Annotated in this window: 23 protein-coding genes; 14 read left to right on the top strand and 9 right to left on the bottom strand. The window is 63.4% G+C overall.

The genetic code is table 11. From position 1 onward, the window contains the following. Nucleotides 1-23 precede the first annotated feature (23 nt). Complete coding sequence (locus M5C96_RS10245; RefSeq protein WP_272568940.1) at nt 24-746, bottom strand: glycosyltransferase; 723 nt, start codon at nt 744-746, stop codon at nt 24-26. Nucleotides 747-766: 20 nt separating this feature from the next. Continuing rightward, nucleotides 767-1,243: a YhbY family RNA-binding protein gene (locus M5C96_RS10250; protein ID WP_272568941.1), complete on the bottom strand. Its 477-nt coding sequence runs from the start codon at nt 1,241-1,243 to the stop codon at nt 767-769. 20 nt (nt 1,244-1,263) lie between these two features. On the opposite strand from M5C96_RS10250, the gene M5C96_RS10255 reads away from it, so the two are divergent. From M5C96_RS10255 to glmM, 4 genes are all read left to right on the top strand, one after another. Beyond that, nucleotides 1,264-1,926, top strand: coding sequence for an RlmE family RNA methyltransferase (locus M5C96_RS10255; protein WP_272568942.1), 663 nt, complete (start codon nt 1,264-1,266; stop codon nt 1,924-1,926). Between the two features lie 189 nt (nt 1,927-2,115). Beyond that, the gene (gene ftsH / locus M5C96_RS10260) at nt 2,116-4,035 is read left to right on the top strand and encodes an ATP-dependent zinc metalloprotease FtsH (protein ID WP_272568943.1); all 1,920 of its coding nucleotides are present in this window, start codon (nt 2,116-2,118) and stop codon (nt 4,033-4,035) included. 84 nt (nt 4,036-4,119) lie between these two features. Further along, nucleotides 4,120-4,959, top strand: coding sequence for a dihydropteroate synthase (gene folP / locus M5C96_RS10265; protein ID WP_272569678.1), 840 nt, complete (start codon nt 4,120-4,122; stop codon nt 4,957-4,959). Nucleotides 4,960-4,993: 34 nt separating this feature from the next. Further along, complete coding sequence (gene glmM, locus M5C96_RS10270; protein ID WP_272568945.1) at nt 4,994-6,328, top strand: phosphoglucosamine mutase; 1,335 nt, start codon at nt 4,994-4,996, stop codon at nt 6,326-6,328. Nucleotides 6,329-6,379: 51 nt separating this feature from the next. Here the strand turns inward: glmM and M5C96_RS10275 are convergent, their stop codons facing one another. Then, nucleotides 6,380-8,599, bottom strand: a complete 2,220-nt coding sequence (locus tag M5C96_RS10275) for a sensor domain-containing protein (protein WP_272568947.1) — start codon at nt 8,597-8,599, stop codon at nt 6,380-6,382. A 259-nt stretch (nt 8,600-8,858) separates the two neighbouring features. Here M5C96_RS10275 and M5C96_RS10280 point away from each other — a divergent pair, with 259 nt between their 5' ends. The 3 genes from M5C96_RS10280 (at nt 8,859) to M5C96_RS10290 (ending at nt 12,458) form a co-directional block, all read left to right on the top strand. Next, nucleotides 8,859-9,695 (top strand): GNAT family N-acetyltransferase, encoded by an 837-nt coding sequence (locus M5C96_RS10280; protein WP_272568949.1) that lies wholly within the window; start codon nt 8,859-8,861, stop codon nt 9,693-9,695. A gap of 118 nt (nt 9,696-9,813) precedes the next feature. Then, nucleotides 9,814-11,997, top strand: coding sequence for a polyphosphate kinase 1 (gene ppk1 / locus M5C96_RS10285; protein WP_442867387.1), 2,184 nt, complete (start codon nt 9,814-9,816; stop codon nt 11,995-11,997). Further along, entirely contained in the window at nt 11,994-12,458 is a 465-nt protein-coding gene (locus M5C96_RS10290) for a SixA phosphatase family protein (protein ID WP_272568952.1), read from the top strand. Before ppk1 ends, M5C96_RS10290 begins: the two co-directional genes overlap by 4 nt. 51 nt (nt 12,459-12,509) lie before the next feature. Here M5C96_RS10290 and M5C96_RS10295 read toward each other — a convergent pair whose 3' ends face one another. From M5C96_RS10295 to M5C96_RS10305, 3 genes are all read right to left on the bottom strand, one after another. Then, nucleotides 12,510-12,983, bottom strand: a complete 474-nt coding sequence (locus M5C96_RS10295; RefSeq protein WP_272568954.1) for a hypothetical protein — start codon at nt 12,981-12,983, stop codon at nt 12,510-12,512. Between the two features lie 60 nt (nt 12,984-13,043). Continuing rightward, nucleotides 13,044-14,522: a Ppx/GppA phosphatase family protein gene (locus M5C96_RS10300; protein ID WP_272569679.1), complete on the bottom strand. Its 1,479-nt coding sequence runs from the start codon at nt 14,520-14,522 to the stop codon at nt 13,044-13,046. Nucleotides 14,523-14,647: 125 nt separating this feature from the next. Continuing rightward, on the bottom strand, nt 14,648-15,142 hold the full coding sequence (locus tag M5C96_RS10305) for a fasciclin domain-containing protein (protein ID WP_272568956.1): 495 nt from the start codon (nt 15,140-15,142) through the stop codon (nt 14,648-14,650). A gap of 192 nt (nt 15,143-15,334) precedes the next feature. Between M5C96_RS10305 and pstS the strand changes: the two genes are divergently transcribed. From pstS to phoR, 7 genes are all read left to right on the top strand, one after another. Next, nucleotides 15,335-16,375 (top strand): phosphate ABC transporter substrate-binding protein PstS, encoded by a 1,041-nt coding sequence (gene pstS / locus M5C96_RS10310; RefSeq protein ID WP_272568958.1) that lies wholly within the window; start codon nt 15,335-15,337, stop codon nt 16,373-16,375. Nucleotides 16,376-16,447: 72 nt separating this feature from the next. Beyond that, nucleotides 16,448-17,461, top strand: coding sequence for a phosphate ABC transporter permease PstC (pstC, locus tag M5C96_RS10315; protein WP_272569680.1), 1,014 nt, complete (start codon nt 16,448-16,450; stop codon nt 17,459-17,461). After that, nucleotides 17,458-18,339 carry a phosphate ABC transporter permease PstA gene (gene pstA, locus M5C96_RS10320; protein WP_272568960.1) on the top strand — a complete coding sequence of 294 codons (882 nt, stop codon included), beginning with the start codon at nt 17,458-17,460 and terminating at the stop codon, nt 18,337-18,339. The genes pstC and pstA overlap by 4 nt, the downstream gene beginning before the upstream one ends. A gap of 19 nt (nt 18,340-18,358) precedes the next feature. Then, the gene (gene pstB / locus M5C96_RS10325) at nt 18,359-19,141 is read left to right on the top strand and encodes a phosphate ABC transporter ATP-binding protein PstB (protein WP_272547864.1); all 783 of its coding nucleotides are present in this window, start codon (nt 18,359-18,361) and stop codon (nt 19,139-19,141) included. A gap of 11 nt (nt 19,142-19,152) precedes the next feature. Continuing rightward, nucleotides 19,153-19,854 carry a phosphate signaling complex protein PhoU gene (gene phoU, locus M5C96_RS10330; RefSeq protein ID WP_272547863.1) on the top strand — a complete coding sequence of 234 codons (702 nt, stop codon included), beginning with the start codon at nt 19,153-19,155 and terminating at the stop codon, nt 19,852-19,854. A 16-nt stretch (nt 19,855-19,870) separates the two neighbouring features. After that, entirely contained in the window at nt 19,871-20,578 is a 708-nt protein-coding gene (gene phoB / locus M5C96_RS10335; RefSeq protein WP_272568962.1) for a phosphate regulon transcriptional regulator PhoB, read from the top strand. Between the two features lie 53 nt (nt 20,579-20,631). After that, entirely contained in the window at nt 20,632-22,005 is a 1,374-nt protein-coding gene (phoR, locus tag M5C96_RS10340; protein WP_272568963.1) for a phosphate regulon sensor histidine kinase PhoR, read from the top strand. Here the strand turns inward: phoR and M5C96_RS10345 are convergent. From M5C96_RS10345 to M5C96_RS10355, 3 genes are all read right to left on the bottom strand, one after another. Continuing rightward, nucleotides 21,968-23,326, bottom strand: a complete 1,359-nt coding sequence (locus tag M5C96_RS10345; protein WP_272568965.1) for an MATE family efflux transporter — start codon at nt 23,324-23,326, stop codon at nt 21,968-21,970. The two genes, phoR and M5C96_RS10345, sit on opposite strands and share 38 nt — an antisense overlap. Then, nucleotides 23,326-25,041: a hypothetical protein gene (locus M5C96_RS10350; protein WP_272568967.1), complete on the bottom strand. Its 1,716-nt coding sequence runs from the start codon at nt 25,039-25,041 to the stop codon at nt 23,326-23,328. The genes M5C96_RS10345 and M5C96_RS10350 overlap by 1 nt, the downstream gene beginning before the upstream one ends. A gap of 176 nt (nt 25,042-25,217) precedes the next feature. Beyond that, nucleotides 25,218-25,478, bottom strand: coding sequence for a type B 50S ribosomal protein L31 (locus M5C96_RS10355; protein WP_272568968.1), 261 nt, complete (start codon nt 25,476-25,478; stop codon nt 25,218-25,220). Between the last annotated feature and the right edge of the window lie 76 nt (nt 25,479-25,554).

Consider the following 25,554-nt stretch of genomic DNA (forward strand, 5'->3'; position numbering starts at 1 on the left):
GGGACGGTCCTTTCACTGCCCGTTCACTCTTTCCAGTGCTCGGCCACCCAGGTGGCAGGCTGGATGTGGCGAAAGCGGCGATTGCGCCGGCCTGCCAGGGCATCGGGTGGGTTGCACTCACCGTGAAAGATCACGATGCGCGCGTCGGCCGGAACGATTGGCGGCTTCCAATAATTGGAAGGCCATGCAGGGATGCAGTGGTACTTGAAGCTGGGGCACCAGCCTGCGGGCCAGTAGCTCAGCTTGCCCTGCTGATGCAGGAAGTCCGAAAGGTAGGCCTGTTCGTTGCGAAATTTTCGGCGGATAGCATCGAAGTGCCCGCGAAAGTATTCGAGTACGTCGGGGTGCGCACCGATCTCGAACCGATACACCGATGAGTTGCCTGTGATGCGCCAGGGCCGTTTGTAGTCATGGATGATCAGGAACTCGCCCGGCGCTTCGAAAAAGGCATCAAGACCGCCTGTGACGACGACATCCACGTCCAGGAACAGTGCGGTGCCTGACAGGCCATGCAGATCGGCGCTGAACGTGGCGAGCTTGGTCCAGCCGCGCTCTGGAATGCCGGCGGGCAGGTCCAAGGCTGGAATCGGAAGGCATTGCACTTCGGCCCGGATGCCCGTCGAATCATCCGTCAGGCAGACAAAGCGAAAATCCCCAGTGAGATGACGCCGGACCATGGCGTAAAGCCGGTTCACATATTCGGGGCCGTATTTGGTGCCCCATTTCATGCAGATCACGTGGCGCATTCGCGCCGTGCTGGAGCCCATCAATCGGCCTGGCGCTTCTTGACGGATTTCTGCTTCGGCTTCTTGGCCCGCTTGATCTGGCCGCCGGGCGTCAATCGCTGGTTGCCAAGGACGCGCAACTGCTTGATCTCGGGCCGCTGGCCGCCGCGCTTGCTGAACTTGAGCACTTTCACATCGCGCGGGCCGGGCATGCGGTCTTCGTCGACGGTGCGCTCCTTGGGAGGCTGCGGGCGCCAGAGCACCAGCAACTTGCCGATGTGTTGGATGGGCGCAGCGTTGAGTTCTGCCGCCAAGGTCTGGTAAATCTGTTCGCGCGATGTCCGGTCGTCGCTGAAGACGCGGACTTTGATCAATCCGTGGGCATTGAGGGCGGCGTTGATTTCTTTTTGGACAGCGGGGGTCAACCCATCGCCGCCGATCAGGACGACGGGGTCCAGATGGTGGGCATTGGCGCGGTGTTCCCGGCGCTCTGCGGGAGTCAATTGAATTTGGGGCATGGCCGTATTATCGAGGCAGGATGAAAACAAACACGAAAAGCAAGAAGGTGAACAAGGCGTGGCTCCACGACCATGTCAACGACACCTACGTCAAGCTCGCCCAGAAAGAGGGCTATCGCGCCCGTGCCGCTTACAAACTCAAGGAGATCGACGAACAACTGGGGTTGATCAAGCCAGGGCATGTCGTGGTCGACCTGGGGTCCTCCCCCGGTGCCTGGAGCCAGTACCTGCGGCGGCGCATGTCGCCAGGAGGCGCGGCAGTCGGCCAACTGAACGGCACCATCATCGCCCTGGATCTGCTGCCCATGGAGCCGATCGAGGGGGTTGGCTTTCTTCAGGGCGATTTCCGGGAGGACGACGTTCTTGCGCAGTTGCAGGAAGCCGTCCAGGGGCGGGCTGTCGACGTGGTGGTTTCCGACATGGCCCCCAATCTGTCCGGAATCGAGTCCGCCGACGCGGCGCGCATTTCCCACCTGATCGAGCTGGCCGTCGAATTCGCCGTGCAGCACCTCAAACCCGAAGGGGCGCTCGTGGTCAAGCTGTTCCATGGCAGCGGATATGCGCAACTGGTGCAGTTGTTCAAGGAAACATTCAAGGTGGTCAAGCCGATCAAGCCCAAAGCCTCGCGGGACAAATCTTCCGAGACTTTTCTGGTGGGAATCGGCTTGAAAAAGCAGGCTTGAACAGTATGAATGCGGTTCGTCAACGGTTCCGACCCATGCCAATGCATTCTTCCTATGGGTTGACCATGGCCTCTGCTGGGGTAAATCGCACCGCCTTCCACCTTGAAACGCCTAAAATGCGCCCTAAATGCGCTAGGACGTCTCCATGACACGTTCGTGGCGTTATCCCCTTTGCTTCTGGAGCCCCGCTTGAACAATCAGTGGTTTTCAAAAATTGCCGTGTGGCTGGTCATCGCCATGGTGCTCTTTACGGTGTTCAAACAGTTCGACACCCGTTCAGGCGCCAGCGCGGGCTCCGTGGGGTACTCCGAATTCCTGGAGGAGGTGCGGAGCAACCGGATCAAGAGCGCGACCATCCAGGAAGGGCAGGGTGGCACGGAGATCGTCGCCACCACCACCGATGACCGCAAATTGCGCACTACCGCGACCTATCTGGACCGCGGATTGGTGGGCGATCTGATCAACAACAACGTCAAGTTCGACGTCAAGCCACGGGAAGAGGGCTCGCTTTTGATGACACTGCTCGTCAGCTGGGGCCCCATGCTGCTGCTGATCGGCGTGTGGGTGTACTTCATGCGTCAGATGCAGGGTGGCGGCAAGGGCGGGGCTTTCAGCTTCGGCAAGAGCAAGGCCCGCATGCTGGACGAGAACAGCAATCAGGTGACCTTTGCCGACGTGGCAGGGTGCGACGAAGCCAAGGAAGAAGTCAAGGAAGTCGTCGACTTCCTGAAAGACCCTCAGAAATTCCAGAAACTCGGTGGCCGCATTCCGCGGGGCCTTTTGTTGGTCGGCCCTCCCGGCACGGGTAAAACGCTGCTGGCCAAGTCCATCGCTGGCGAAGCCAAGGTTCCCTTCTTCAGCATTTCCGGCTCCGACTTCGTGGAAATGTTCGTGGGCGTGGGCGCGGCCCGCGTGCGCGATATGTTCGAGAACGCCAAGAAGAATGCACCTTGCATCATCTTCATTGATGAAATCGATGCGGTGGGCCGCCAGCGCGGCGCTGGCCTGGGTGGTGGCAATGACGAACGCGAACAGACCTTGAACCAGATGCTGGTCGAGATGGACGGCTTCGAGACCAATCTCGGGGTGATCGTGGTGGCCGCCACCAACCGCCCTGACATCCTGGATGCCGCCTTGCTGCGCCCGGGCCGATTCGACCGCCAGGTGTATGTGACGCTGCCCGACATCCGCGGCCGTGAGCAGATCCTGAACGTCCACATGCGAAAAGTGCCCGTGGGCCAGGACGTGAACCCGAGTGTGATTGCACGCGGAACCCCTGGAATGTCGGGTGCGGACCTCGCCAATCTTTGCAACGAAGCGGCTTTGATGGCGGCCCGCCGCAATGCGCGCACTGTGGAGATGCAGGACTTCGAGAAGGCCAAGGACAAGATCATCATGGGCCCCGAGCGCAAGAGCATGGTCATGCCCGAGGAAGAGCGCCGCAATACGGCCTACCACGAGTCCGGCCACGCACTGATCGGCAAGCTGCTGCCCAAGTGCGATCCGGTCCACAAAGTCACCATCATCCCACGTGGCCGTGCACTGGGCGTGACCATGAGCCTTCCTGAAAAGGACCGCTACAGCTACGACCGCGAGTACATGCTGAACCAGATCAGCATGCTGTTCGGCGGACGGATTGCCGAAGAGGTGTTCATGAACCAGATGACCACCGGCGCCAGCAATGATTTCGAACGTGCCACATCGATCGCCCGCGACATGGTGACGCGCTACGGCATGACGGAGGCCCTGGGCCCGATGGTCTATGCCGAGAACGAGGGCGAGGTTTTCCTCGGCCGCTCGGTGACCAAGACCAACAACATGAGCGAGCAGACGATGGAGAAGGTCGATGGCGAGGTTCGCCGCATCATCGATGAGCAATACGCGCTGGCACGCAAGCTGATCGAAGACAACAGCGACAAGATGCATGCCATGGCCAAGGCGCTGCTGGAGTGGGAGACGATCGACACCGAGCAACTCGACGACATCATGGCAGGCAAGCCTCCGCGTCCTCCCAAGGACTGGACGCCTCGCACGCCATCGTCGGGTGGAGATAACTCGGGTGGCGGCACGCCGGCTGTGACGACTGAACCTGCTCCTTCGGCCGCTTGAGCCTGCGGCAGAACGCTGCAACCAACAACGGGGCCTGTGTGCCCCGTTTTTGTGTTCTTCTCGTTTAAATCATTCCACGTGTCGATGCACTGGCAGACCAGCCGATTCCAGATCGATCTCTCACGGCCTCGGGTCATGGGTATCGTGAATGCCACTCCGGATTCCTTCTCCGATGGCGGGCGGCACGCCACCACCGCGGACGCGATGCGCCACTGCGAAAGCCTGCTGGCGCAGGGGGCTGACATTCTGGACATCGGGGGGGAATCCACCCGCCCAGGCAGTCCCGCCGTCTCGCTGGACGAAGAGTTGGCTCGGGTGTTGCCGCTGGTCCGTTCGGCGGTGGGCCTGGGCGTGCCGTTGTCCATCGACACCTACAAGCCCGAGGTGATGCGTGCGGTGCTGGACTTGGGCGCTGACATCATCAACGACATCTGGGCCCTTCGGCAGCCTGGCGCCATGGCCGTGGTGGCCGGCCATCCTGCATGCGGGGTGTGCCTGATGCACATGCACCGCGACCCCCAAACCATGCAGGCGGCTCCGATGGAGGGAGACGTGGTCTCTCAAGTGCTATCTTTTTTAGAGCAATGTGCCCTAGATTTACATGCGCTGGGGGTCGAAAAGAGTCGCATCGTGCTGGACTGCGGCATTGGCTTTGGCAAGACGGTGGAGCAGAACTTCGCGCTCCTTGCCTGCCAGCCTTTGCTGTCCCGCGCGGGCTACCCCTGGCTGGCTGGCTGGTCGCGCAAATCGTCGCTCGGTGCGGTCACGCAGTGGCCGGTTTCCGAGCGCATGGTCCCCAGTGTGGCAGCGGCGTTGTTGGCCGTGGAGCGTGGCGTGCGCATCGTGCGTGTGCACGACGTGCGCGAAACGGTCGCCGCATTGCAAGTCTGGCAGGCCTCTCAAATTCCCCCACCCTCACTCTAGCCTGCGGATATCCTTCAGGCGGAGGCAAAAAATCATGACACGTCGATATTTCGGTACGGATGGCATCCGCGGCACCGTAGGGCAGGCGCCCATCACTCCCGACTTTGTGCTGCGGCTCGCGCATGCGGTGGGCCGGGTTTTGCGCCGCAAGGAGGAGCGGCCCACGGTGTTGATCGGGAAGGACACGCGCATTTCCGGCTACATGCTGGAGAGCGCGCTGGAGTCCGGCTTCAACTCTGCAGGGGTGGATGTGGTGCTGCTGGGCCCTTTGCCCACGCCCGGCGTGGCGTACCTGACCCGTGCCCAGCGCGCAAGCCTCGGTGTCGTGATCAGCGCCAGCCACAATGCCTATCCGGACAATGGCATCAAGTTCTTCAGCGCGCAAGGCACGAAGCTCTCCGACGAGTGGGAGATGGCGGTGGAGGCGGCGCTGGATGAAGCCCCCGTCTGGGCGGACTCTGCTTCTTTGGGCAAAGCGAGGCGCCTGGAGGACGCGGCAGGCCGCTACATCGAATTTTGCAAAAGCACGTTCCCGCAGGATCTGACCCTCAAGGGGGTGAAGATCGTGGTGGATGCGGCCCACGGCGCGGCGTATCACATCGCGCCCAAGGTGTTCCATGAGTTGGGTGCGGAAGTGCTGGCCATCGGCTGCTCGCCCGATGGCCTGAACATCAACCACCAGGTCGGAGCGACCCACCCCGAAGCCTTGGTGCGGGCGGTCCGCGCCAACCACGCGCACTTCGGCGTGGCGCTGGACGGGGATGCGGACCGGCTGCAGATGGTGGACGCAGCAGGGCGGCTCTACAACGGCGACGAACTGCTGTATCTCATGGCCTCGGACCGTTTGGGCCGGGGCGAGCCGGTGCCGGGCGTGGTCGGCACGCTCATGACCAACATGGCGGTGGAGCTCGCGCTCAAGGCGCAGGGCGTGCAGTTCGTGCGTGCCAAAGTCGGCGACCGGTATGTGCTGGAAGAGCTGGCCCGCCATCGCTGGCTTTTGGGCGGAGAGGGTTCGGGACACCTGCTGGCCCTGGACCGCCACACCACGGGCGATGGCCTCATCAGCGCACTCCAGGTGCTTCAGGCGTGTGTACGCAACGCCTGCGGTTTGCCGGACATGCTGGCGAATGTGCAGCTCTTTCCGCAGGTGCTTCTCAATGTCCGGCTCGCACCGGGGCAGGATTGGAAGAGCAACACGACTTTGTCAGACACCTTGCGGTCGGTCGAGGCGGCGTTGGGCGAAACCGGGCGGGTATTGATTCGCGCGAGCGGAACCGAACCTCTGCTGCGCGTGATGGTGGAGGCCAGCAATGCCGACCATGCCAATCACTTCGCGCAGCAGCTGGCCGACGCGGCGCGTGCGGGGTGAGTCCACCTGCAGCGTGCTCCGGGGCTGAGTCGGCGCAGGGTCTGATCCGGCCTATTGCGTCGCATGCTGCCGCTGCAGCAGGGCGGTGATCTGGTGGGCGGGCAAAGGCTTGCTGAAGTAATAGCCCTGTGCTTCATCGCACCCTTGCTCGCGCAGGTATGACAGCTGCTCGCTCGTTTCCACGCCCTCGGCCGTGGTCCGGATGCCCAGTGCCTGGGCCATGCGAATGATGGCGCTGACGATGGCCCGGTCGTTGCTGTCGTTGCCCAGGTCTCGGACGAACGACTGGTCGATCTTGAGCTTGTAGATTTGGAAGCGCTTGAGTTGGCTCAGCGAAGAATATCCCGTTCCGAAATCGTCCATGGACATGCGCACGCCCCGGGCATGGAGCTGGTCCATGGTGGCAATGGCGGAACGGGGGTCGTCCACCGCGACGCCTTCGGTCAGTTCGAGCTCCAGCCGGTTGGCCCGCAGCGAGGTGCTGTCCAGGAGCCGGCTGACCAGTTCGGGCAACTGCGGCTGCCTGAACTGCAGTGCCGATAGATTGACCGCCATGGCCAGCCAGTCCATGCCCATGGTGTGCCAGTGCTGCAACTGGTCCAGGGCTGTCTGCATGACCCACTCGCCGATCTGCAGGATCTGGCCGCTGTCTTCTGCGATGGGGATGAACTCCGCAGGGGAGATGCTGCCCAGGTCGGGGTGCTCCCAGCGGAGCAGCGCTTCTACGCTGCGGATCTCCCCTGTCGCGATGGTGATCTGCGGTTGGTAGTGCAGGTGCAGCTGGTTTCGCTCCAAAGCGCGGCGCAGGGCATTCTCCAGCAGGAGGGCGCGCACCGACTGGGCCTGCATTTCCGGGGTGAAGAAGCGGTAGGTGTTGCGGCCGTCCAGCTTCGCCCGGTACATGGCCACATCGGCGGACTGGGTCAGGGTGTCGAAATCCGCGCCGTCCTGTGGAAACAGCGCGATGCCCATCGAAGGTGCCATCGTGAGTTCGTGGTGCCCGATCTGGTAGTGCTGGCGCGACGCCTCCTGCAGCTTGCCTGCGACCCGTGCCGCCCCATGCGCGTTCGCCCCGGGCAGCAGCAGGATGAATTCGTCGCCCCCTAAGCGCGACACGGTGTCCTTGTCGCGGACGACGGCCCGCAGCCTTTTGGCGATTTCCACCAGCAACGCGTCACCCACCCGATGGCCCAGCGAGTCGTTCACGTGCTTGAAGTGATCGAGGTCGAGGAAGATGACGGCCAGCGGCGTGCCCCCTTCGCTGGCGGCGCGGATCGCGTGGTGGCTGCGCTCAGCCAGGAGCGTGCGGTTCGGCAGGCCGGTCAAGGGATCGTAGTGGGCCAGCCAATAGATGCGTTCCTGGTCGTGCTTGCGATCGTTGATCTCGCGGTGCAGGTTTTCCACGGTCTCGCTGAGCTGCCGGGTACGCTGGTGCACCTGAAGCTCCAGGTCGGCGTGCATCCGGGCCAGCTCTGCCTGTGCCTGCCGCTGCTCGCTGACATCCATGGCAATGCAAACCGATCCATTGGCCGGACGGGCGGGGTCGATGGCCTTGACACGCACCTCGCACACCACGGCGCGGCCATCCTTGCCGCGCAAGGTCATCTCGCCCACGAAGATCTTGCCATCCAGCAGCGGTTCATAGCAGCGCTTTTTTGCGTCTTCCCAGTCCGCGTCGCTGAAATGCCACTGCCGCGTCGCTGCGTTGGCCAGCTCTCCAGGACCATAGCCCAGCATCTGTTCGAAGTGCTGGTTGCAGCGCGTCATGCGTTGGTTGGAGATGAAGGCGATGCCCACCATGGCCTGGTCGAAAAGGGCCTGCTTTTCCTGCACCACGGCATGGAGCTGGGTTTGCGCATGCCGCTGCTCATCGATGTCGTCGATGATCCAGATGGATCCTTCCGCCGTGTCGTCTGGGTTGATCAGTCGACCGGCCAAGCTGCTCCAGAACAAGCGGCCGTTGCAGCGACGCATCTGGCATTCCGTGCGATAGGTGTCCCCGCGCGCGAGCACCGGATAGGCATTGCGCCCCAGTTCCCGGAACGCGTCGGGGGTGGGATACAGGGCCTGACTGCTCAGCCCGATGGTTTCTTCGACCGTTTCATAGCCAAAGATATCGGCATAGCGCTGGTTGCAGCGAACGATCTGCCGTTGGCGGATGAACACGATGCCCACGCCGGCGCTGTCCAACAAAGTCTGCTGCTCGCGAAGGATGCGTTGCAAAGTCGGCCCGGACTGAGAAAGCACGGGCGCATCAAGCGTGGGGCACATGGAAATGAGTGAAGCCCTGGCGGGCGGCAAGTTGTACGAAAGTGTAGCAGTCGCCCCTGAAATCCTGAGTTCGGGATTGTCTCGATCAAAAGCGCGATGGATGCCTTTTCCTGGGAGGGCTGGCGTCCTCCTTTCCACGTCATGAAGCTGTCATGGCCTGGACATGGCGGCGTCACTGCCGTTTGCCACAGTCTCGTCCAAGCGGGAAGGGCAACGCTCCTTCAAGCTGTGATCCAACCACCCTTGCAGGGAGAGACGAGTGAACGAACTACCCATCCCGACGATGCCCTTGTGTCCAGACTCATTGCCCAGGGGGTCACTTCATTGCCCTGGCCATTCGGGCGATGTGGCAAGCCGTTTGTCCACCGAGGGCGGCGTGGAAGTGGCTTGGGCGCGGCACCTCGACGAAGTCCGGGAAGCCCAGCGCCTGAGGTTCGAGGTGTTCGCGTCGGAGATGGGGGCGCGCCTCAATACCTCGGTGGCCGGCCATGACGTGGACCTTTTCGACGAATATTGCGAGCATCTGCTGGTTCGGGACACGGTCACGCGTCAGGTCATTGGCACCTACCGCGTACTCACTCCCGCTCAAGCGCGCCGGGTCGGCGGTACCTACAGCGATACCGAATTCGACCTGACGCGGCTGCGCACGCTCCGCTCTCGCATGGTCGAACTGGGGCGCAGCTGTGTCCATCCGGACTACCGGCACGGGGGCGTGATTCTGGCGCTTTGGAGCGCCCTGGCGGACTTCATGGTGCGCAATCAACTCGACACCATGATCGGTTGCGCCAGCATTCCCATGCTGCACAACGGGGTAGTGAGCGGCGATGCGGCTGCAAGCATCTGGAGCCAGGTGCAGAAGTCGCATCTGGCGCCCATCGAGTTCCATGTGCGCCCGCGGCTGCCACTGCCTGTAGACCAACTGGACGGGTCACTGGCGATCGAGCCGCCCGCCCTCATCAAGGGCTATTTGCGCTTGGGTGCGCGCGTTCTCGGTGCGCCGGCCTGGGACCCCGATTTCAACTCAGCCGATTTGCCGATGCTCATGCGCATTGCGGATTTGCCTTCGCGATACCGAAAGCACTTCCTCGGAGTGTGACGGCGCTTTATCTGTCATGAACCTCAGCAAACCTTCCGTGACACCTCCACCGGATTGTCATGAAAATGTCATGGTGACTGCCAATACTGGGGTGAAACCCATCCCTTTCAAAGCAGTCATGCCGTCGCCTTCAGAGCCCCTCCCCGAATCGCCTCTTCAATCTGCTGTGCCTACCGGGGAAGTCGAGGAGGCCAATGCGCCCCCTTTGCCAGAGAAATCGTTGAACTCCGATCCTGATTTTCTCAATCGCGACCACAGCATCCTTGCTTTCAACGAGCGGGTATTCGACTGGGCCGCGCGGACCGATGTGCCGCTGCTCGAGCGCCTGCGATACCTCTGCATCGTTTCTTCCAATCTCGATGAGTTTTTCGAGGTCCGTGCCGCTGCCCACCTGACAGCCGCCCAGAACGGCGATACCAAAGGCCCGTATACCGTCGCTTCGTTCGAGGAGTTGGCCGCCAAGGCCCATGACCTCGTCGCGCGGCAATATGCGCTGTACAACGAATCGCTCACCCCGGCCTTCGCGGCGCAGAACATCCACATCGTGTCGCACGGCGACCGTACCGGGGCGCAGAGACGCTGGGTGAATGAGTACTTCGACCGGGAAGTCCGGCCTTTGCTGATTCCGGTCGGCCTGGACCCTTCGCATCCGTTTCCACAGGTCGCCAACAAGTCACTGAACTTTATCGTGCGTTTGAAAGGCAACGATGCCTTCGGACGCGAGAACGAGATTGCCATCGTCAAGGTGCCTCGCGTTTTGCCGCGCCTGATACGCATGCCCGCCAAAGTGGCTGTGACGGGAGCGCAATTTGTCAGTCTGTCCAGCATTGTGCGGGCACACCTGGCGGAGCTCTTCACCGGGCGCGAAGTGACGGAGTTTTCCCAGTTCCGTGTCACGCGCCATTCCGATCTGGCCGTGGATGAAGACGATGTGCGCAACCTGCGAACGGCCCTGCGCCAGGGGCTGGAGCATCGCCACTATGGTCAAGCGGTGCGGCTGGAAGTGTCATCGAGCTGCTCGCGGTTCTTGTCCGATTTCCTGCAATTGCAGTTTGCCCTTCCCGATGCGGCGCTGTACCGCGTGCACGGCCCTGTGAATCTGGTGAGGCTTTCGCAGTTGGTGGACCTGGTGAACGATCCAGAACTGCTGTTTCCTCCATGGCGTTCGGTCTGGCCGCGTCAAATCCAGTCGGGAAGCTCGCTCATCGAACAGATCGGGCGGCGCGATGTGCTGGCCCACCAGCCTTTTGAGAGTTTCGACGCGGTGCTGGCCTTTCTGCGCGAGGCGGTGAACGACCCGCAGGTGCTTGCCATCAAGCAAACCATTTACCGCACGGGGGCCGATTCGGAGTTGATGGAGTTGCTGCGGGAGGCCGTCCGGCGCGGCAAGGAAGTCATGGCGGTGGTGGAACTGAAGGCGCGCTTCGACGAAGAGGCCAACATCAATTGGGCGGAAGCCCTGGAGTCCATCGGGGCGCAGGTCGTGTACGGTGTGGTGGGCCTGAAGACACATGCCAAGATGCTGCTGGTCACGCGCCGCGAAGGGCGGCATCTGCGCCGTTATGGCCATCTTTCCACGGGCAACTACAACCCGCGGACCGCCCGCCTATACACCGATCTGAGCTATTTCACGGCCGATGCCGAAGTCACCGCCGACATGGATGCGGTGTTCAATCATCTGGCAAGCCAGAACAAGCTGCCCAAATTGCGCAAGCTGGTGCTCGCGCCTTTCCATTTGCAGCAGCACATGCTGGACATGATCGAGCGGGTGGGAGAGGCCGCGGCCAAGGGCGACGATGCCCGCATCGTGGCCAAGATGAATGCCCTGACGGACGATGTGCTGATGCGCGCGCTCATCAAGGCGGGGCAGCAAGGTGCGCGCATCGATCTCATCGTGCGGGGTGCCTGCATGCTGCCGGCGCAGCGCAAGGGCATCACGGACAACATTCGGGTGCGCTCGGTCATCGGACGTTTTCTGGAGCACACCCGGGTGTTCTATTTCCGGGCGGGCAAGGCAGAGGATCTGTATCTGTCCAGCGCAGACTGGATGAACCGCAACATGCTACGGCGTGTCGAACTGGCCTGGCCCATTACGGACAAGGAACTGCGGCAGCGCATCATCGATGAATGTCTGGTGGCTTACCTGCAGGACGATCGGGATGCCTGGACTCTGCAGCCCGATGGTACGTATGAGCGCGCGCCGCATCCCGTGTCTGGCAAAGGTGCGCAAAAAGCGCTGATGGACCGCTATGCTGCGGCGGCAGGCCGAACAATGGCCCACGGCGGCAGCTCCAAGGCATGATGGACCTGATCCTCTGGCGCCATGCGGAGGCTGAAGAGCTTCGTGAGGGAGAAGACGATCTGGATCGTCCTTTGACCGCGCGCGGAGAGAAACAAGCTGCGCGCATGGCGGCTTGGCTGGATCGGCAACTGCCAGATGGGTTGCGCGTGCTGTCCAGCCCCGCACGTCGCACCGAGGCTACCGCGAAGGCCCTGGGGCGCAAGTACAAACTGCGCGCCGAGCTGCTGCCTGGTGGCACCCCGCAGGAACTGCTTGAACTGGCGCAATGGCCGAAGTCCCGCGGTGCCGTGTTGGTGGTGGGGCATCAGCCAGTGTTGGGTCAAGCCGTGGCAAGCCTTTTAGCCTTGCAGGCGCCGGAATGCGCCATCCGCAAAGGGGCGGTGTGGTGGCTGCGTCAGCGGCAACGGCCGGAAACCACGGAAACCATCCTGCTGGCGGTGCAGTCCCCGGATTTTCTCTGAGACCAGCACCAACATAAGCGCCAGGGCCAACCGGCGCTCGATGCCCTTGGCTTACTTGCGCGCCGTTTTCGCCGGCTTGGCAGCCTTCTTTGCGACGGGCGCAGGTTGCGCAGGCGTTTGCGCCTTAGGCCGGCCGGTCTTGATGGACGGAACAGCCTGCAGTGCCTTCGCCAATGCATCGTCACCCAACGCCGAGAGCAGCTTGAGGCCCGCACGCAGCAATTCGCTCTTCTTGGCTGTTGTGCCCAATTGCCCGGTGCGCAGCTTCAATGCTTCGATGGCGGCGTACTCGTCTTTGGGAATGGTGAAGCTGTCACGCACGAGCTTGGGCTTCTTGGCCTTGGTGTCGCGGGCCGGGCTGGCCACAGCGGGCTTGGCCGCTGCCTTGCGGGCCGGGGCTTTCTTAGGAGCAGCGGCCTTGCTGCGTGCGGCGGGCTTGGCCGAAGGGGCGGCACTCGCTGCGGGAGCAGGGGTTGCTGCGGTGTTCGAGACAGAAATGGTGGAGACGTCTGACGTATTGGGCATATGAGTCTAATGAAAAAACGGTATATACAGTTTATACCGTTTCATCCGACGATTGGTCCATCACTGCAGCTCTGCTGCGAACTCCCAAGGCGTTTTGATCCATGCCGTGCTCTCTTCGCGGAGAAGATGAGCGGACTGCGGATACGCGGCCGACCATCCGGGGCGTGTGGACAAAGCGAATCGATTGCCTTGCTGGGAAAGCGACAACCCTTGCATGTCGGGCGTGCGGCGGGCGTGGCACAGCGCCACGGCGATCCGCAGGGAGACCAGCTGCAGCGCCAGGTCGGGATCGTCAAGGTCGGCTTCGAGCTTGCGGACCTTCCCCCGATGGCCTTTCACCAGCAGGCCCAGCCGGTGCAGTTCCCATACCGCAAAGCCGGCAGCATCGGTATGGTCCAGGATGTACGCGCCATGGTGGTGGTACTCGCTGTGCGAAATGCGGCAGCCCACTTCGTGCAACTGCGCGGCCCACGCCAGTTTTCGCTCGGCGCGTTCGCAGTTTTTGCGGCACGCCTGTGTGAACAACGAACAGGCCGTCTTTGCGACCCGCTCCGCGTGCTCGATGTCCACCGCGAACCGGTGCATCAATCCCCGCACCGTGGAAGAGCGCAAGTCCGTTTCCGGCAGTTCACGGTCGAGCAGATCGTACAGGGCCCCTTGGCGCAATGCCCCTTGAGCCACCTGCATCTGATCGATCTGCAACAACTCGAAAATGGCACGCAGCACGCTGAGTCCGCCGCCGATCACGCTGCGGCGTTCTTCCTTGAGCCCCTCCATGCGCAGGCGGTCTGCCGATCGGACACGCAGCAACTGCTCCTGCAGCCAATCCAGCCCTTGACGCGTGACGAGTCCACTGGGATGGCTTGCTGCGGCCAGTACATCCCCCACTGCCCCGACCGTGCCGGAGGACCCGTAAGCCACGTCCCAGGTGTCTGGCCGGTAGACGTTGAGTGCCTCGTCCAACACGGCCTGGGCCGCGATCTCGGCCGTTCGGAATGCCTGGGGCGTGAAGATGCCTTCTGGAAAATACCGGCTGGACCAGGCCACGCTGCCCACCCGATAGGACGCGACGGCACGCGCCGAAAATTGCTGTCCCAGGATCAGTTCGGTGGATCTTCCGCCAATGTCCACGACCAGCCGACGCTCGTCGGACTGTGGAAGCAGCCGCGCAACCCCTTGATAGATCAGGCGGGCTTCTTCGGGGCCCGAGACCACTTCGATCCGGTGACCCAGGATGTCGCTGCCGCGTTGGAGAAACACCTCGCGATTGCGCGCTTCGCGCAGGGTCTGCGTGGCGACGGCACGGACGTGATGGGGTTCGAAGGCGGTCAGGCGTTCGGCAAAGCGGGCAAGGCAGTCCCAACCACGCTGCATGGCCTCGGGGGTCAGGTTGCGGTCTTCATCCAGGCCATTGCCCTGACGAACCGTTTCCTTGAGGTATTCCACACGCTGGATATGGCCGTGTTCGAAACGCCCGATTTCCAGGCGAAAGCTGTTGGATCCGAGATCCACAGCGGCAAGCAGTGTTCCGTCGTGCATGTTGTTGCGCAAGGCGCGCTGGTTTTCAGGCGGGGCAGCATAGCACCTGCCTCTCCAGTCGATGACGCATCGGAGCTGTGCCAGGAAGGGCGGGGGATGCCGCCCCTCCTGCAATATCGATTCAGTTACTTTTTGGCCGGTGGCATCAGCACGCGGTCGACCACGTGCACCACCCCATTGCTGGCGGAAATGTCGGCTTGAACGACCATCGCATCTTCCACGGTCACGAAGGTGCCGGCGCGCGAAAAGGTGATTTCGCTGCCTTGCAGGGTTTTCGCCGAGCCAGGCTGGATGTCGGCCGCAGTCAGTCGCTTGGGAACGATGTGGTAGTTCAAGACGGCCTGGAGCTTGGATTTATCGGCCTGGAGTTCTGCCATCGTCTTGGCTGGCACAGCCTTGAATGCTTCATCGGAAGGGGCGAAGACCGTGTAAGGGCCGTTGGCAGCCAGCGTATCCGCCAGACCGGCTTGCGTGGCCAGCGTGCGGAATGTGCTGATGGAGGGGGTTGCCGCCAGTGTGGCGGGAATGGGGCTGGAGGCGCTGGGGCCCGTGGCACAAGCGCTCAGCGTCGCGGCAGTCAGGGCAGCAAGCAGAAAAGGAAAGACGTAGCGGCGGTACATGTTGGTTCTCCGAAGGGTTGCCGACGGGGTCGGTGCGCCGGAGGCTACGCAGCAATGATGACGATTGCGTGACAAGTACGGACGGCCGCCCCTCTGAAAGTCGTGAATGACAGCGTGCAGGGGGTGTCACGATGGTGTCATAAAGCGCTTCTAGAGTCGCCTCACTGATTCTTTCAACCAAGAGGTTCCTACATGAAACTGTCTGTGATTCGGATTCTGGTGTCTGGTGTGGTCGCGGCCGGCGCTTTTTCCAGCGCTTGGGCCCAGCAGGAAGCCACGGGTGCTGGCGCGAGTTTCCCCGCACCGCTGTATTCCAAGTGGGCTGCCGACTACAACAAGGCCACCGGCGTCAAGATCAACTACCAGTCGGTGGGCTCGGGTGCCGGTCTGCGCCAGATCGAAGCCAAGACGGTGGACTTCGGTGCGTCCGACGCTCCCCTCAAGGATGACGAACTGGCCAAGAAGGGCCTGCTGCAGTTCCCCACCGTGATCGGTGGCGTGGTTCCCGTGGTGAACATCAAGGGCATCTCGCCCGGCCAGATCAAGCTGAGCGGGCAAGTGCTGGGCGATATCTACCTGGGCAAGGTCACGAACTGGAACGATGCGGCCATCAAGGCGCTGAACCCCGGCGTGAACCTTCCGGACGCCGCCATTGCTCCCGTTCGCCGTGCGGACGGCTCGGGCACCAGCTTCATTTTCACGAACTACCTGTCCAAGGTGAATGCCGAATGGAAGTCCAAGGTGGGTGAGGGCACCGCCGTGAACTGGCCCACCGGCGCCGGCGGCAAGGGCAACGAAGGCGTTGCCGCTTTCGTGGGTCGTCTGCCGAACTCCATCGGCTATGTGGAATACGCCTATGTGAAGCAGAACAAGCTGAACTACGTGCAGCTGCAGAATGCGGACGGCGCTTTCGTGTCGCCGGAAGACAGCGCCTTCAAGGCCGCCGCTGCCGGTGCCGACTGGGCCAAGAGCTTCTATCAGATCCTCACCAACCAGCCAGGCAAGGATGCATGGCCAATCACGGGTGCCACCTTCATCCTGATGCACAAGACGCAGGACAAGCCCACGCAGGCAACCACCTCGCTCAAGTTCTTCGAGTGGGCCTACAAGTCGGGTGACAAGACGGCGGCGGACCTGGACTACGTGCCCATGCCCGATTCCGTGAAAAACGTCATCATCAAGTCGTGGGGTGACATCAAGGACACTTCCGGCAAAGCCGTTTCGCTGAAGTGATCCCATGGTGGCCCGCCGACGCGGGCCACCAGTTCGTTTTTTCTTATGGAAGGCACAGCAGTGTCCAGCACCATGCCAGTACGTCAGTCGTCCTCGATGCCGGTTCGCGCCGAGGCTCCCCGTACCACGCCGCCTCCGCGGTCGCCGCTCCTGTCGGGCGTGATGGCCGATCGAGTTTTCGGCTTTCTCGCCCGCGGTGCGGCCCTGCTCACGCTGGCGCTTCTCGTGGGTATTTTGTTGTCGCTCGTGGTCGGTGCCTGGCCTTCGATCGAGAAGTACGGCCTGACCTTCCTCACGCGCAGCGTGTGGGACCCCGTGCAGAACGACTACGGCGGCCTGGTGATGATCTATGGCACGCTCGCCACATCGTTCATCGCGTTGCTCATCGCCGTTCCCGTGAGCTTCGGCATTGCGCTGTTCCTGACGGAACTCTCGCCCGCCTGGCTCAAGCGTCCCTTGGGCACGGCCATCGAGTTGCTGGCGGCGGTTCCCTCCATCGTGTATGGCATGTGGGGCCTGATGGTGTTCGGCCCCATTCTGGCCACCTGGGTCCAGCAGCCGCTGCAGTCGCTGTTCAGCGGTATTCCTTATCTGGGCGCCCTGGTGTCCGGCCCCCCGGTCGGCATCGGCATCCTTTCGGCCGGGATCATCCTCGCCATCATGATCATTCCGTTCATCGCTGCGGTGATGCGGGATGTTTTTGAAGTCACCCCCGCGCTGCTCAAGGAGTCAGCCTACGGGCTGGGCTCCACCACCTGGGAGGTGGTCTGGAAAGTCGTGCTGCCCTATACCAAGACGGGTGTTCTGGGAGGGGTGATGCTGGGCCTCGGCCGCGCGCTGGGCGAGACCATGGCCGTGACCTTCGTGATCGGCAACATGAACCAACTCAATTCGCTGTCGGTCTTCGAAGCCGCCAACAGCATCACCTCCGCGCTGGCCAACGAGTTCGCCGAGGCCGGTGAAGGCCTGCATCAGGCCTCGCTCATCTACCTAGGCCTGGTGCTGTTCTTCATCACCTTCGTGGTATTGGCCTTGTCCAAGGTGCTGCTGTCCCGACTGCAAAAGAACGAAGGAACCCGCGCATGAGCACGTCGCAAACCCTCATCACGGCCGCTGAAATGGCGCAGGTGCGCCAGCGCCGCTATGACAGCCGCAAGCGTGTGAACAACATCGCCCTGACGCTCTCGCTCGCCGCCATGGTGTTCGGGGTGTTCTGGCTGGTGTGGATTCTCTGGGAGACCATCCGCCTGGGCATCGGCGGGCTCAGCCTGGCGCTCTTCACCCAGATGACGCCCCCTCCCAACGAGGTCGGCGGCATCTCCAACGCCATTTTCGGCTCGCTCGTGATGGTGTCGCTCGCCACGTTCGTCGGCACCCCCATCGGCATCATGGCCGGTGTGTACCTGGCCGAATACGACACGCGCGGCTGGCTGGCCTCCACGACCCGCTTCGTGAACGACATCCTGCTCTCGGCGCCCAGCATCGTCATCGGCCTGTTCGTGTACGCGGTGGTCGTGGCACGGTTCAAGAGCTTTTCCGCCTATGCCGGTATCCTGGCGCTGGCGCTCATCGTGATTCCGGTGGTCATCCGCACCACCGAGAACATGCTGGTGCTGGTGCCTGCCAGCCTGCGCGAAGCGGCCTATGCGCTTGGAACGCCGAAGTGGAAGGTGATCACCATGGTGACGCTGCGGGCTGCCCGGGCCGGCGTGATCACCGGTGTGCTGCTGGCAGTGGCCCGCATCGCTGGGGAGACCGCACCGCTGCTGTTCACGGCGCTCAACAACCAGTTCTGGAATGCCGACCTGGGCAAGCCCATGGCCAGCCTGCCGGTCACCATCTTCAAGTTCGCCATGAGCCCTTACGAGAACTGGCAGCAGCTCGCCTGGGCAGGGGTGTTCCTGATCACCGTCGCCGTCCTCGGCCTCAATATCCTGGCCCGCGTGCTCACGCGCCAGAAGTAAGCAATACAAGGAAGACACCATGCCCTCCCCAACGCCCGCTGTGTCCGAGACGCCGAAGATCACGGTCCGCGACCTGAATTTCTACTACGGCAAGTTCCACGCCCTCAAGGGCATCAACCTCGATATTCCGGAAAAGAAGGTCACTGCCTTCATCGGTCCGTCGGGCTGCGGCAAGTCCACCTTGCTGCGCACCTTCAACCGCATGTTCGAGCTGTATCCCGAGCAGCGCGCCGAAGGCCAGATCGTGCTGGACGGTGAGAACCTGCTCACCAGCAAGCAGGACGTGGCGCTGATCCGTGCCAAGGTCGGCATGGTGTTCCAGAAGCCCACGCCGTTTCCCATGTCGATCTACGACAACATCGCGTTTGGCGTGAAGCTCTTCGAGAGCCTGAACGCCACCGACATGGACGACCGGGTGGAGTGGGCGCTGCGCAAGGCGGCCCTGTGGAATGAAGTGAAGGACAAGCTGCACCAGAGCGGCTCCGGCCTGTCCGGCGGGCAGCAGCAGCGGCTGTGCATCGCCCGTGGCATCGCCATCAAGCCCGAAGTGCTGCTGCTGGACGAGCCATGCTCGGCACTGGACCCCATTTCCACCGCCAAGGTGGAAGAGCTGATTGCAGAACTCAAGAACGATTACACCGTGGTGATCGTGACGCACAACATGCAACAAGCTGCGCGCTGCAGCGACTACACGGCCTACATGTACCTCGGCGACTTGATGGAGTTCGGCGAAACCGAACAGATGTTCTTCAAGCCGCAGCGCAAGGAAACCGAGGACTACATCACCGGCCGGTTCGGCTGAGGAGCAACAACATGCCCGACAAGCACCTTTCTTCGCAGTTCGACAGCGAACTCAACAGCATTTCCGCCCGCGTCATGGAACTGGGCGGGTTGGTGGAATCGCAGATCCGCCAGGCCATCTACGCACTTTCGCAGTTCAGCGTGGAAGCCGCCGACCAGGTGGCTGCCACCGAGCACCGCGTGAACGCGATGGAAGTGGAGATCGATCACGAGCTGTCGTCCATCATCGCGCGCCGCCAGCCGACCGCGCGTGACCTGCGCCTGCTGATCGCGTTCTCCAAGGCCACCGCCAATCTCGAGCGCATGGGCGACGAGGCCAACAAGATGGCCCGCATGGTGAAGTCCATCATCGAAAGCGGCTCTGCCCGGCTGCTGCCCACCAGCGATCTGCGGGTGGCGGCGGATCTGGCCTCTGGCCTGCTGCGCAAGACGCTGGATGCCTTTGCTCGCCTGGACACCAAGGCGGCGGTGGCGATCCTCAAGGAGGACGACCTCATCGACAAGGAGTTCGATGGTTTCGTGCGTAAGCTCATCACGTACATGATGGAAGACCCGCGCACCATTTCGGCCAGTCTGGACCTGCTCTTCCTCGCCAAGGCGATCGAACGCATCGGTGACCATTCCAAGAACGTTGCCGAACTGATCATCTACCTCGTCAAAGGCAAGGACGTGCGCCATACTGCACTGGACCAGATCGAGTCCGCCGTGCTTTGAAAGGCGGTGCATAGCCATGAAGAGACTTCCCCGTGTACTCATCGTCGAGGACGAACCCGCGATCGCCGAACTGATTGCGGTCAACCTGCGGCACAACGGCTTTCAGCCCATTTGGTCGGAAGACGGCGAATCCGCCCAGCGCGAGCTGGATGCTGTGCTGCCCGACGTGATCCTGCTGGACTGGATGCTTCCCGGCCAAAGCGGCCTCACGCTCGCCCGCAAGTGGCGTGCCGATGCGCGCACCAAGCCCATCCCCATCCTCATGCTGACGGCCCGCGGCGATGAGCCGGACAAGGTCGCCGGCCTGGATGCCGGTGCCGACGACTACATCACCAAGCCGTTTTCCACCCAGGAGCTGCTGGCGCGTATCCGCGCCGTGCTGCGCCGCCGTGCGCCCGAACAGGTCAGCGACAGCGTGACCATCGGCGAGTTGACGCTGGACGCCGCCACCTACCGCGTGACCTTCCAGGGGCAGCAACTCAAGATCGGCCCGACCGAGTTCAAGCTGCTGCACTACCTGATGAAGCACCCCGAGCGCGTGCACAGCCGTGCGCAGTTGCTGGACAAGGTGTGGGGCGACCATGTCTTCATCGAAGAGCGTACCGTCGATGTGCATGTCAAGCGCCTGCGGGAGGCCCTGGGCGTGGCCGGCGCCATGGTGGAAACGGTGCGTGGCGCGGGGTATCGACTCACCGCGCAGCCGCCGGCATTGATGCGGGCTTGACGTTCGCTTTGCGGCGCGGGATGCGCCGCGCTTTCTGACCCGTACTGCACGACATGGCCTGGCGCTTTTTCTTCTTTTTCTCCTTTCAGTTGGCGGGTCTGGCTGTGGGATGGTGGCAGGGCGGACCGTGGGGTGCGATGCTGGCGGCGGCATTGGCGGCCTGGGTGTGGTTCATCTGGGACTTGCTGCGCGGCGCGCGCGTCGTGGCATGGCTGCGGGAAGGTGATCTGGCCAGAGCGCCCAGCCTGCGCGGCCTGTGGGGCGAGGCGGCCGACCGCGCGCGGCGGCTGTTGCGCCAAAGCCAGGCGGAGGTGGCCGCGAGCGACGCACGGCTGCAGGAGATTCTGGCGGCGCTCCAGGCCACGCCCAACGGCGTGGTGCTGCTCGACGGGGATGGGCGCATCGAATGGTGCAATCACATCGCCGCCAGCCAGTTCGGGTTCGACGCGCAGCGCGACGTCATGCAATCCATCGGCAACCTGGTGCGCGATCCGGACTTCAGCGCCTACTATTCCAGCCAGGATTTTTCACACGATGTCGTGCTGCAAGGCCGCGACAGCACAGCCTCCCGGCCGGTGCGCATTTCGGTGCACCTCCACCCCTACGGCGACGGACGCAAGCTGCTGCTGTCGCGCGACGTGACGGCGCTCGAGCAGGCGGAAGCCATGCGCCGGGATTTCGTCGCCAACGTGTCGCATGAGATCCGAACCCCCCTCACCGTGTTGACGGGCTTTGTCGAGACGCTGCAAACGCTGCCGCTCTCCACCGAAGAGCGTTCACGCTACCTGGGCATGATGTCGCAGCAGGCGGCACGCATGCAAAGCGTGGTGCAGGACCTGCTGACCTTGTCGCGGCTGGAAGGGAGCCCGTTGCCCGGCATCACCGAATGGACACCGGTGGAGGTGCTGCTGCGTCGCTGTGAGGACGAGGCCCGCGGCCTGTCCGCCTTGCTCACCCAGAACCAGCCCCGGCCGCACACGATCCAGTTCCCTTCGCTGGAAACCATGCGTGCGGCAGGCCAGCTGGGTGGGGTGCCGGCCGAGTTGCAGAGCGCTTTGTCCAACCTCATCGGCAACGCGGTCCGGTACACCCCTGCCGGCGGGTCCATCACCGTCGAATGGCTGACGCTGGAAGATGGCAGCGCACGCTTTACGGTGCGCGACACCGGCCCGGGGATCGAGGCGGTGCATCTGCCCCGTTTGACGGAGCGTTTTTACCGCGTGGACCGCAGCCGCTCGCGCGAGACCGGGGGCACGGGCCTGGGGTTGGCCATCGTCAAGCATGTCCTGCAGCGCCATTCGGCATCGCTCGACATTTCGAGCACGGTGGGGAAGGGCTCGGTTTTTTCCGTCACCTTTCCTGCGGGCCGGGTGCAGAGCCGTCGCCCGGTCACTGTGCTGGAGGCGGGAGCGGTTGCCCAGGCCTGAGCGCCCTGGCCAGCATCGTGACGAACACCATGGCGGTCGTGATGAGGGCCGCGGCACTGGCCCCCCAGAATGCCGACGGTGATCGAAGGGCCTCCCATCCCAGGGCACCTTCGTAGGCCAGCAGGTAACCACCGGTCAGTCCGCCGCCCCACAGCAGCACGCAATAGACGACCAGCGGCGCAAACGTGATGCGGTAGCAGCGAAGGATGAAAACGCAGACCGTTTGCAGCGCATCGGCGACGTGATAGATCGATACCCAGACCAGCAGCGAGGCTGTGAGCCAGGCGACTTGGGCCGAAGACGTGTAGAACGGTGCGATATGCCCTTTTGCTATGAAAAGCATAGCTGCCAAGGCAATACTTATCCCGGCAGAGAGGCGAAAACCCATCCAGGCTGCCGCACGGGCGCGGGATTCGTCGCCCGACCCGCGCCAGAAGCTCACCCGTGCGCTGGTGGCAATGGACAACGACAACGGCACCATGTACAGCACGGCGGTGAGGTTGGAGGCGATCTGGTGCGCTGCTGCCGCGATGTTGCCTTGCCGGGCGATGAAGAGCGCCATCAACGTGAATGACGTCACCTCCACCAGAATGGCCAGCCCCGCCGGGACGCCCAATTGGGCGAAGCGGCCGATCTGCGCCCAGTCCGGCTTTTCCAGCCGCCGCCACAGGGCGAGCGGCGTGTACAGCGGCTGGGTGTTCAGCAGCCAGGCCGCCACACCGAGCAACGCGTAGTTGACCACCAGGGTGGCCCAGGCGCAGCCCACCGCGCCCTGCGCTGCAAGCCCGGCACCGCCGAAGGTGAACCAGATCGACAAGGGAATCTTGACCAGCAGCGAGCCCACCTGCAGCCAGGTGACCAGCTGGGGGCGCCCCAGCGCCTGGTTGAGTGTGCTGTAGATCCGGAACAGAAGGGCCGGGGGGAGTGCCAGTGCCAGCACGCCCAGGTAGCGGCCCACCACGGCGCGCAGCTCTTCGGGTACCTGGGTCCACCGCAGGATGGCGCCGGGCGACACCAGCACCACGATGCCCATCGCGCAGGCGATGGCGCACAGGTACAGCGCCTGCCGCACCGTTCGGCCGATGCCTTCCCGTTCTCCCGCTCCGCGCTGCTCGGCCCAGACCGGCAGGAGGGCCTGCAGCGCGCCCATGAGCGCCACATAGATGCTGACGTAGATCGCCGACCCGATCGACAGGGCCGCCAGGGCGGCGGCGGAATGCCGGCCGGCCACGATGGTGTCCGTGACGCCGAACGCCATGACCGCCAGCTGCCCGGCCAGCACCGTGCCGGCATGCCGCGCGATGGTGGCGCGTTCGGACATTACCGCAGCGTGGCCGCGCGCCGCAGCACCAACAGTTGGTCGTTCTTGTCGGTGGGCCGGGGGAGCTGCGTCACTCGCGACCACTCTGGCGGCGAGGCGATATCGCCGCCGGGTGGCTGGGCTTCACTGTCGGCCACCAGCCACTGGCAATCGGACGTGGCCGGCAGCCGGCGGCCGTCGGTCGGCTGCAGCGAAAGGCCTCCGTGGTACTGGAGCGCCGCCACCTGGGCGCGGCTCAGGCCATGGGTGATGATGCAGCCCGGCTGCGGACCCAGCACGGCCATCAGGCTGTTGATCTGCGGGCGATAGCTGCGACCATAGTCGAGCAGTGGCAGCCAGAGCGTCATCAGCAGCAGCCAGCCCAGCGTGGCGCCGCTGGCTGGCAGTACCAGGCTCTTCCAGATCACGGCCCGGTCGCGCGAGGCGCGCCACCACACCAGCGCACACCAGGCAGCGGTGGCAATGAGCGCGAGCGTGAAAGCGACGGCCGAAAAGTGCGGCACAAACGCGGGAGCCAAACGGGCCACGTTGGCCGCCGGTTTGGACGGCACGCCCGTCTGCAGCGACAGCCAGATCACCCAGATCGTGATGGCGGAAGCACTGAAGAAAAGCAGGGTGAACCAGTCGATCAGCGACGCGATGGCGCGGCGCAGTGTGGGCAGCGCGAACGCCGCCAACGCCGCGAGGGCCGGCAGCCCCAGCAGCAAGGCGCGGTCGGCGGGCTGGGTGGTGATGGTGGCGCCCAGCGTGACCACGGTGAACCACAAAGGCAGCAACAGATGGCGGTGCATGGCGCGGCTGGTGATCTGGTGGCGCCAGCGCCACAGGGTCCACAACGCCAACGGCCAGGCCGGCCACGCGAACCAGGTCAGCAGGCGCAGCAGGCTTTGCCAATCCTTCGCGCCCTCTGCGCTGCCCACGATGCGCCAACGCCATAGGTTCAGCTTCCAGGCCAGCAAGGCGGCCACCACCGTCAGGCCCAGCAAGGCCAGCGCCCAGGTGCGGCTCGAACGCGGTTCGTGGTCGGCTGTGCGCAGCACCAGCAAGGCGCTGCCCGCGCCGAGCAGGGCGGCCATGGTGGGCGCCCCGCTCAACACCAGTCCGATCAGCCCGAGCGCGGCGGCCGCCGTGGGCATTGCGGTGCGATAGGGCAGGGCCGATGCCGCAAAGAACAGCAGGGCGGTGCAGGCCAGTTGGGTGAGATAGCTGGTGATCTCGTGCGACAGTTGCGCCAGTCCCAGGCACGCCAGCAGGGCCAGCAAACCGCCGTCGGCCATGGCGCGGGCGTAGTCGGCGGGCAGGGCCTCGCCGCCAAATGCAAAAGCCACCGGCTGGGCCCCCGGACTTTTTGCCAGGTAGTAAACGCCGTACCAGGTGGCCACGAGGGTGGCCGCCAGCAGGGCAATGAAAGGCAGCCGCGCCGCCATTTCCTGGGAGAGCCAGGAGGGAGCGATCTGCAGGGCCAGCGACCCCAGCCAGTACGGCAGCAGGCCTTCCGTTTCGGGGGGCATTCCGGCCAGCGAAGGGGACAGCCACGCCGTTGTGCCGTGCGCCAGCTCCAGCATGTAGCCGAACGCGGTGACGTCGGCGTTCTTCCAGGGGTCTCGCATGACGAACCCGGGCACCACATACGCCAGGCACAGCAGCAAGAGCGCCCAGCGCGGCAGCGGGCGGACTGCGCCTTGGGTGACGATGGCAGGGGTGGGGTGGATCACTCGGCTCGTTCTGGTGGCGGAAAAGGACGCCCGAGAATACGGGCAAAAAGACAAAGAAAAAGGCAGCGCGGTCGAGCCGGGCTGCCTTTCTTCAAACGGTGTTGTCGACCTGCGGTAGCAGGCCGGCTGCCTTGCGGCACCGCAGGCCAGGGCCTGCACACATCGTTGTCCGCCGATTACTTCGCTGCGGTCGTCTTGCCGAAGCGGTTGCGGAACTTCTCCACGCGGCCGCCCATGTTGTCCACGGACTTTTGCGTACCGGTGTAGAAGGGATGCGATTCGCTGGAGGTGTCCAGCTTGAACAGAGGCAGTTCGCGTCCGTCATCGGTCTTGCCCATTTCCTTCGTGTTCACGCAGGAGCGGGTCACGAACTTGAAACCGTTGGACAGGTCCACGAACAACACTTCGCGGTAATTGGGGTGAATGCCTTCTTTCATGGCATGGTCCTTTCAGGGGCTGCTGCGGTAGCCACGCCGCACCCATTGCGTCGCACTTTCCGCGGAAATTAGCCTT

It is taken from the genome of Acidovorax sp. GBBC 1281 (assembly GCF_028473645.1).
Taxonomy (GTDB): domain Bacteria; phylum Pseudomonadota; class Gammaproteobacteria; order Burkholderiales; family Burkholderiaceae_C; genus Paracidovorax.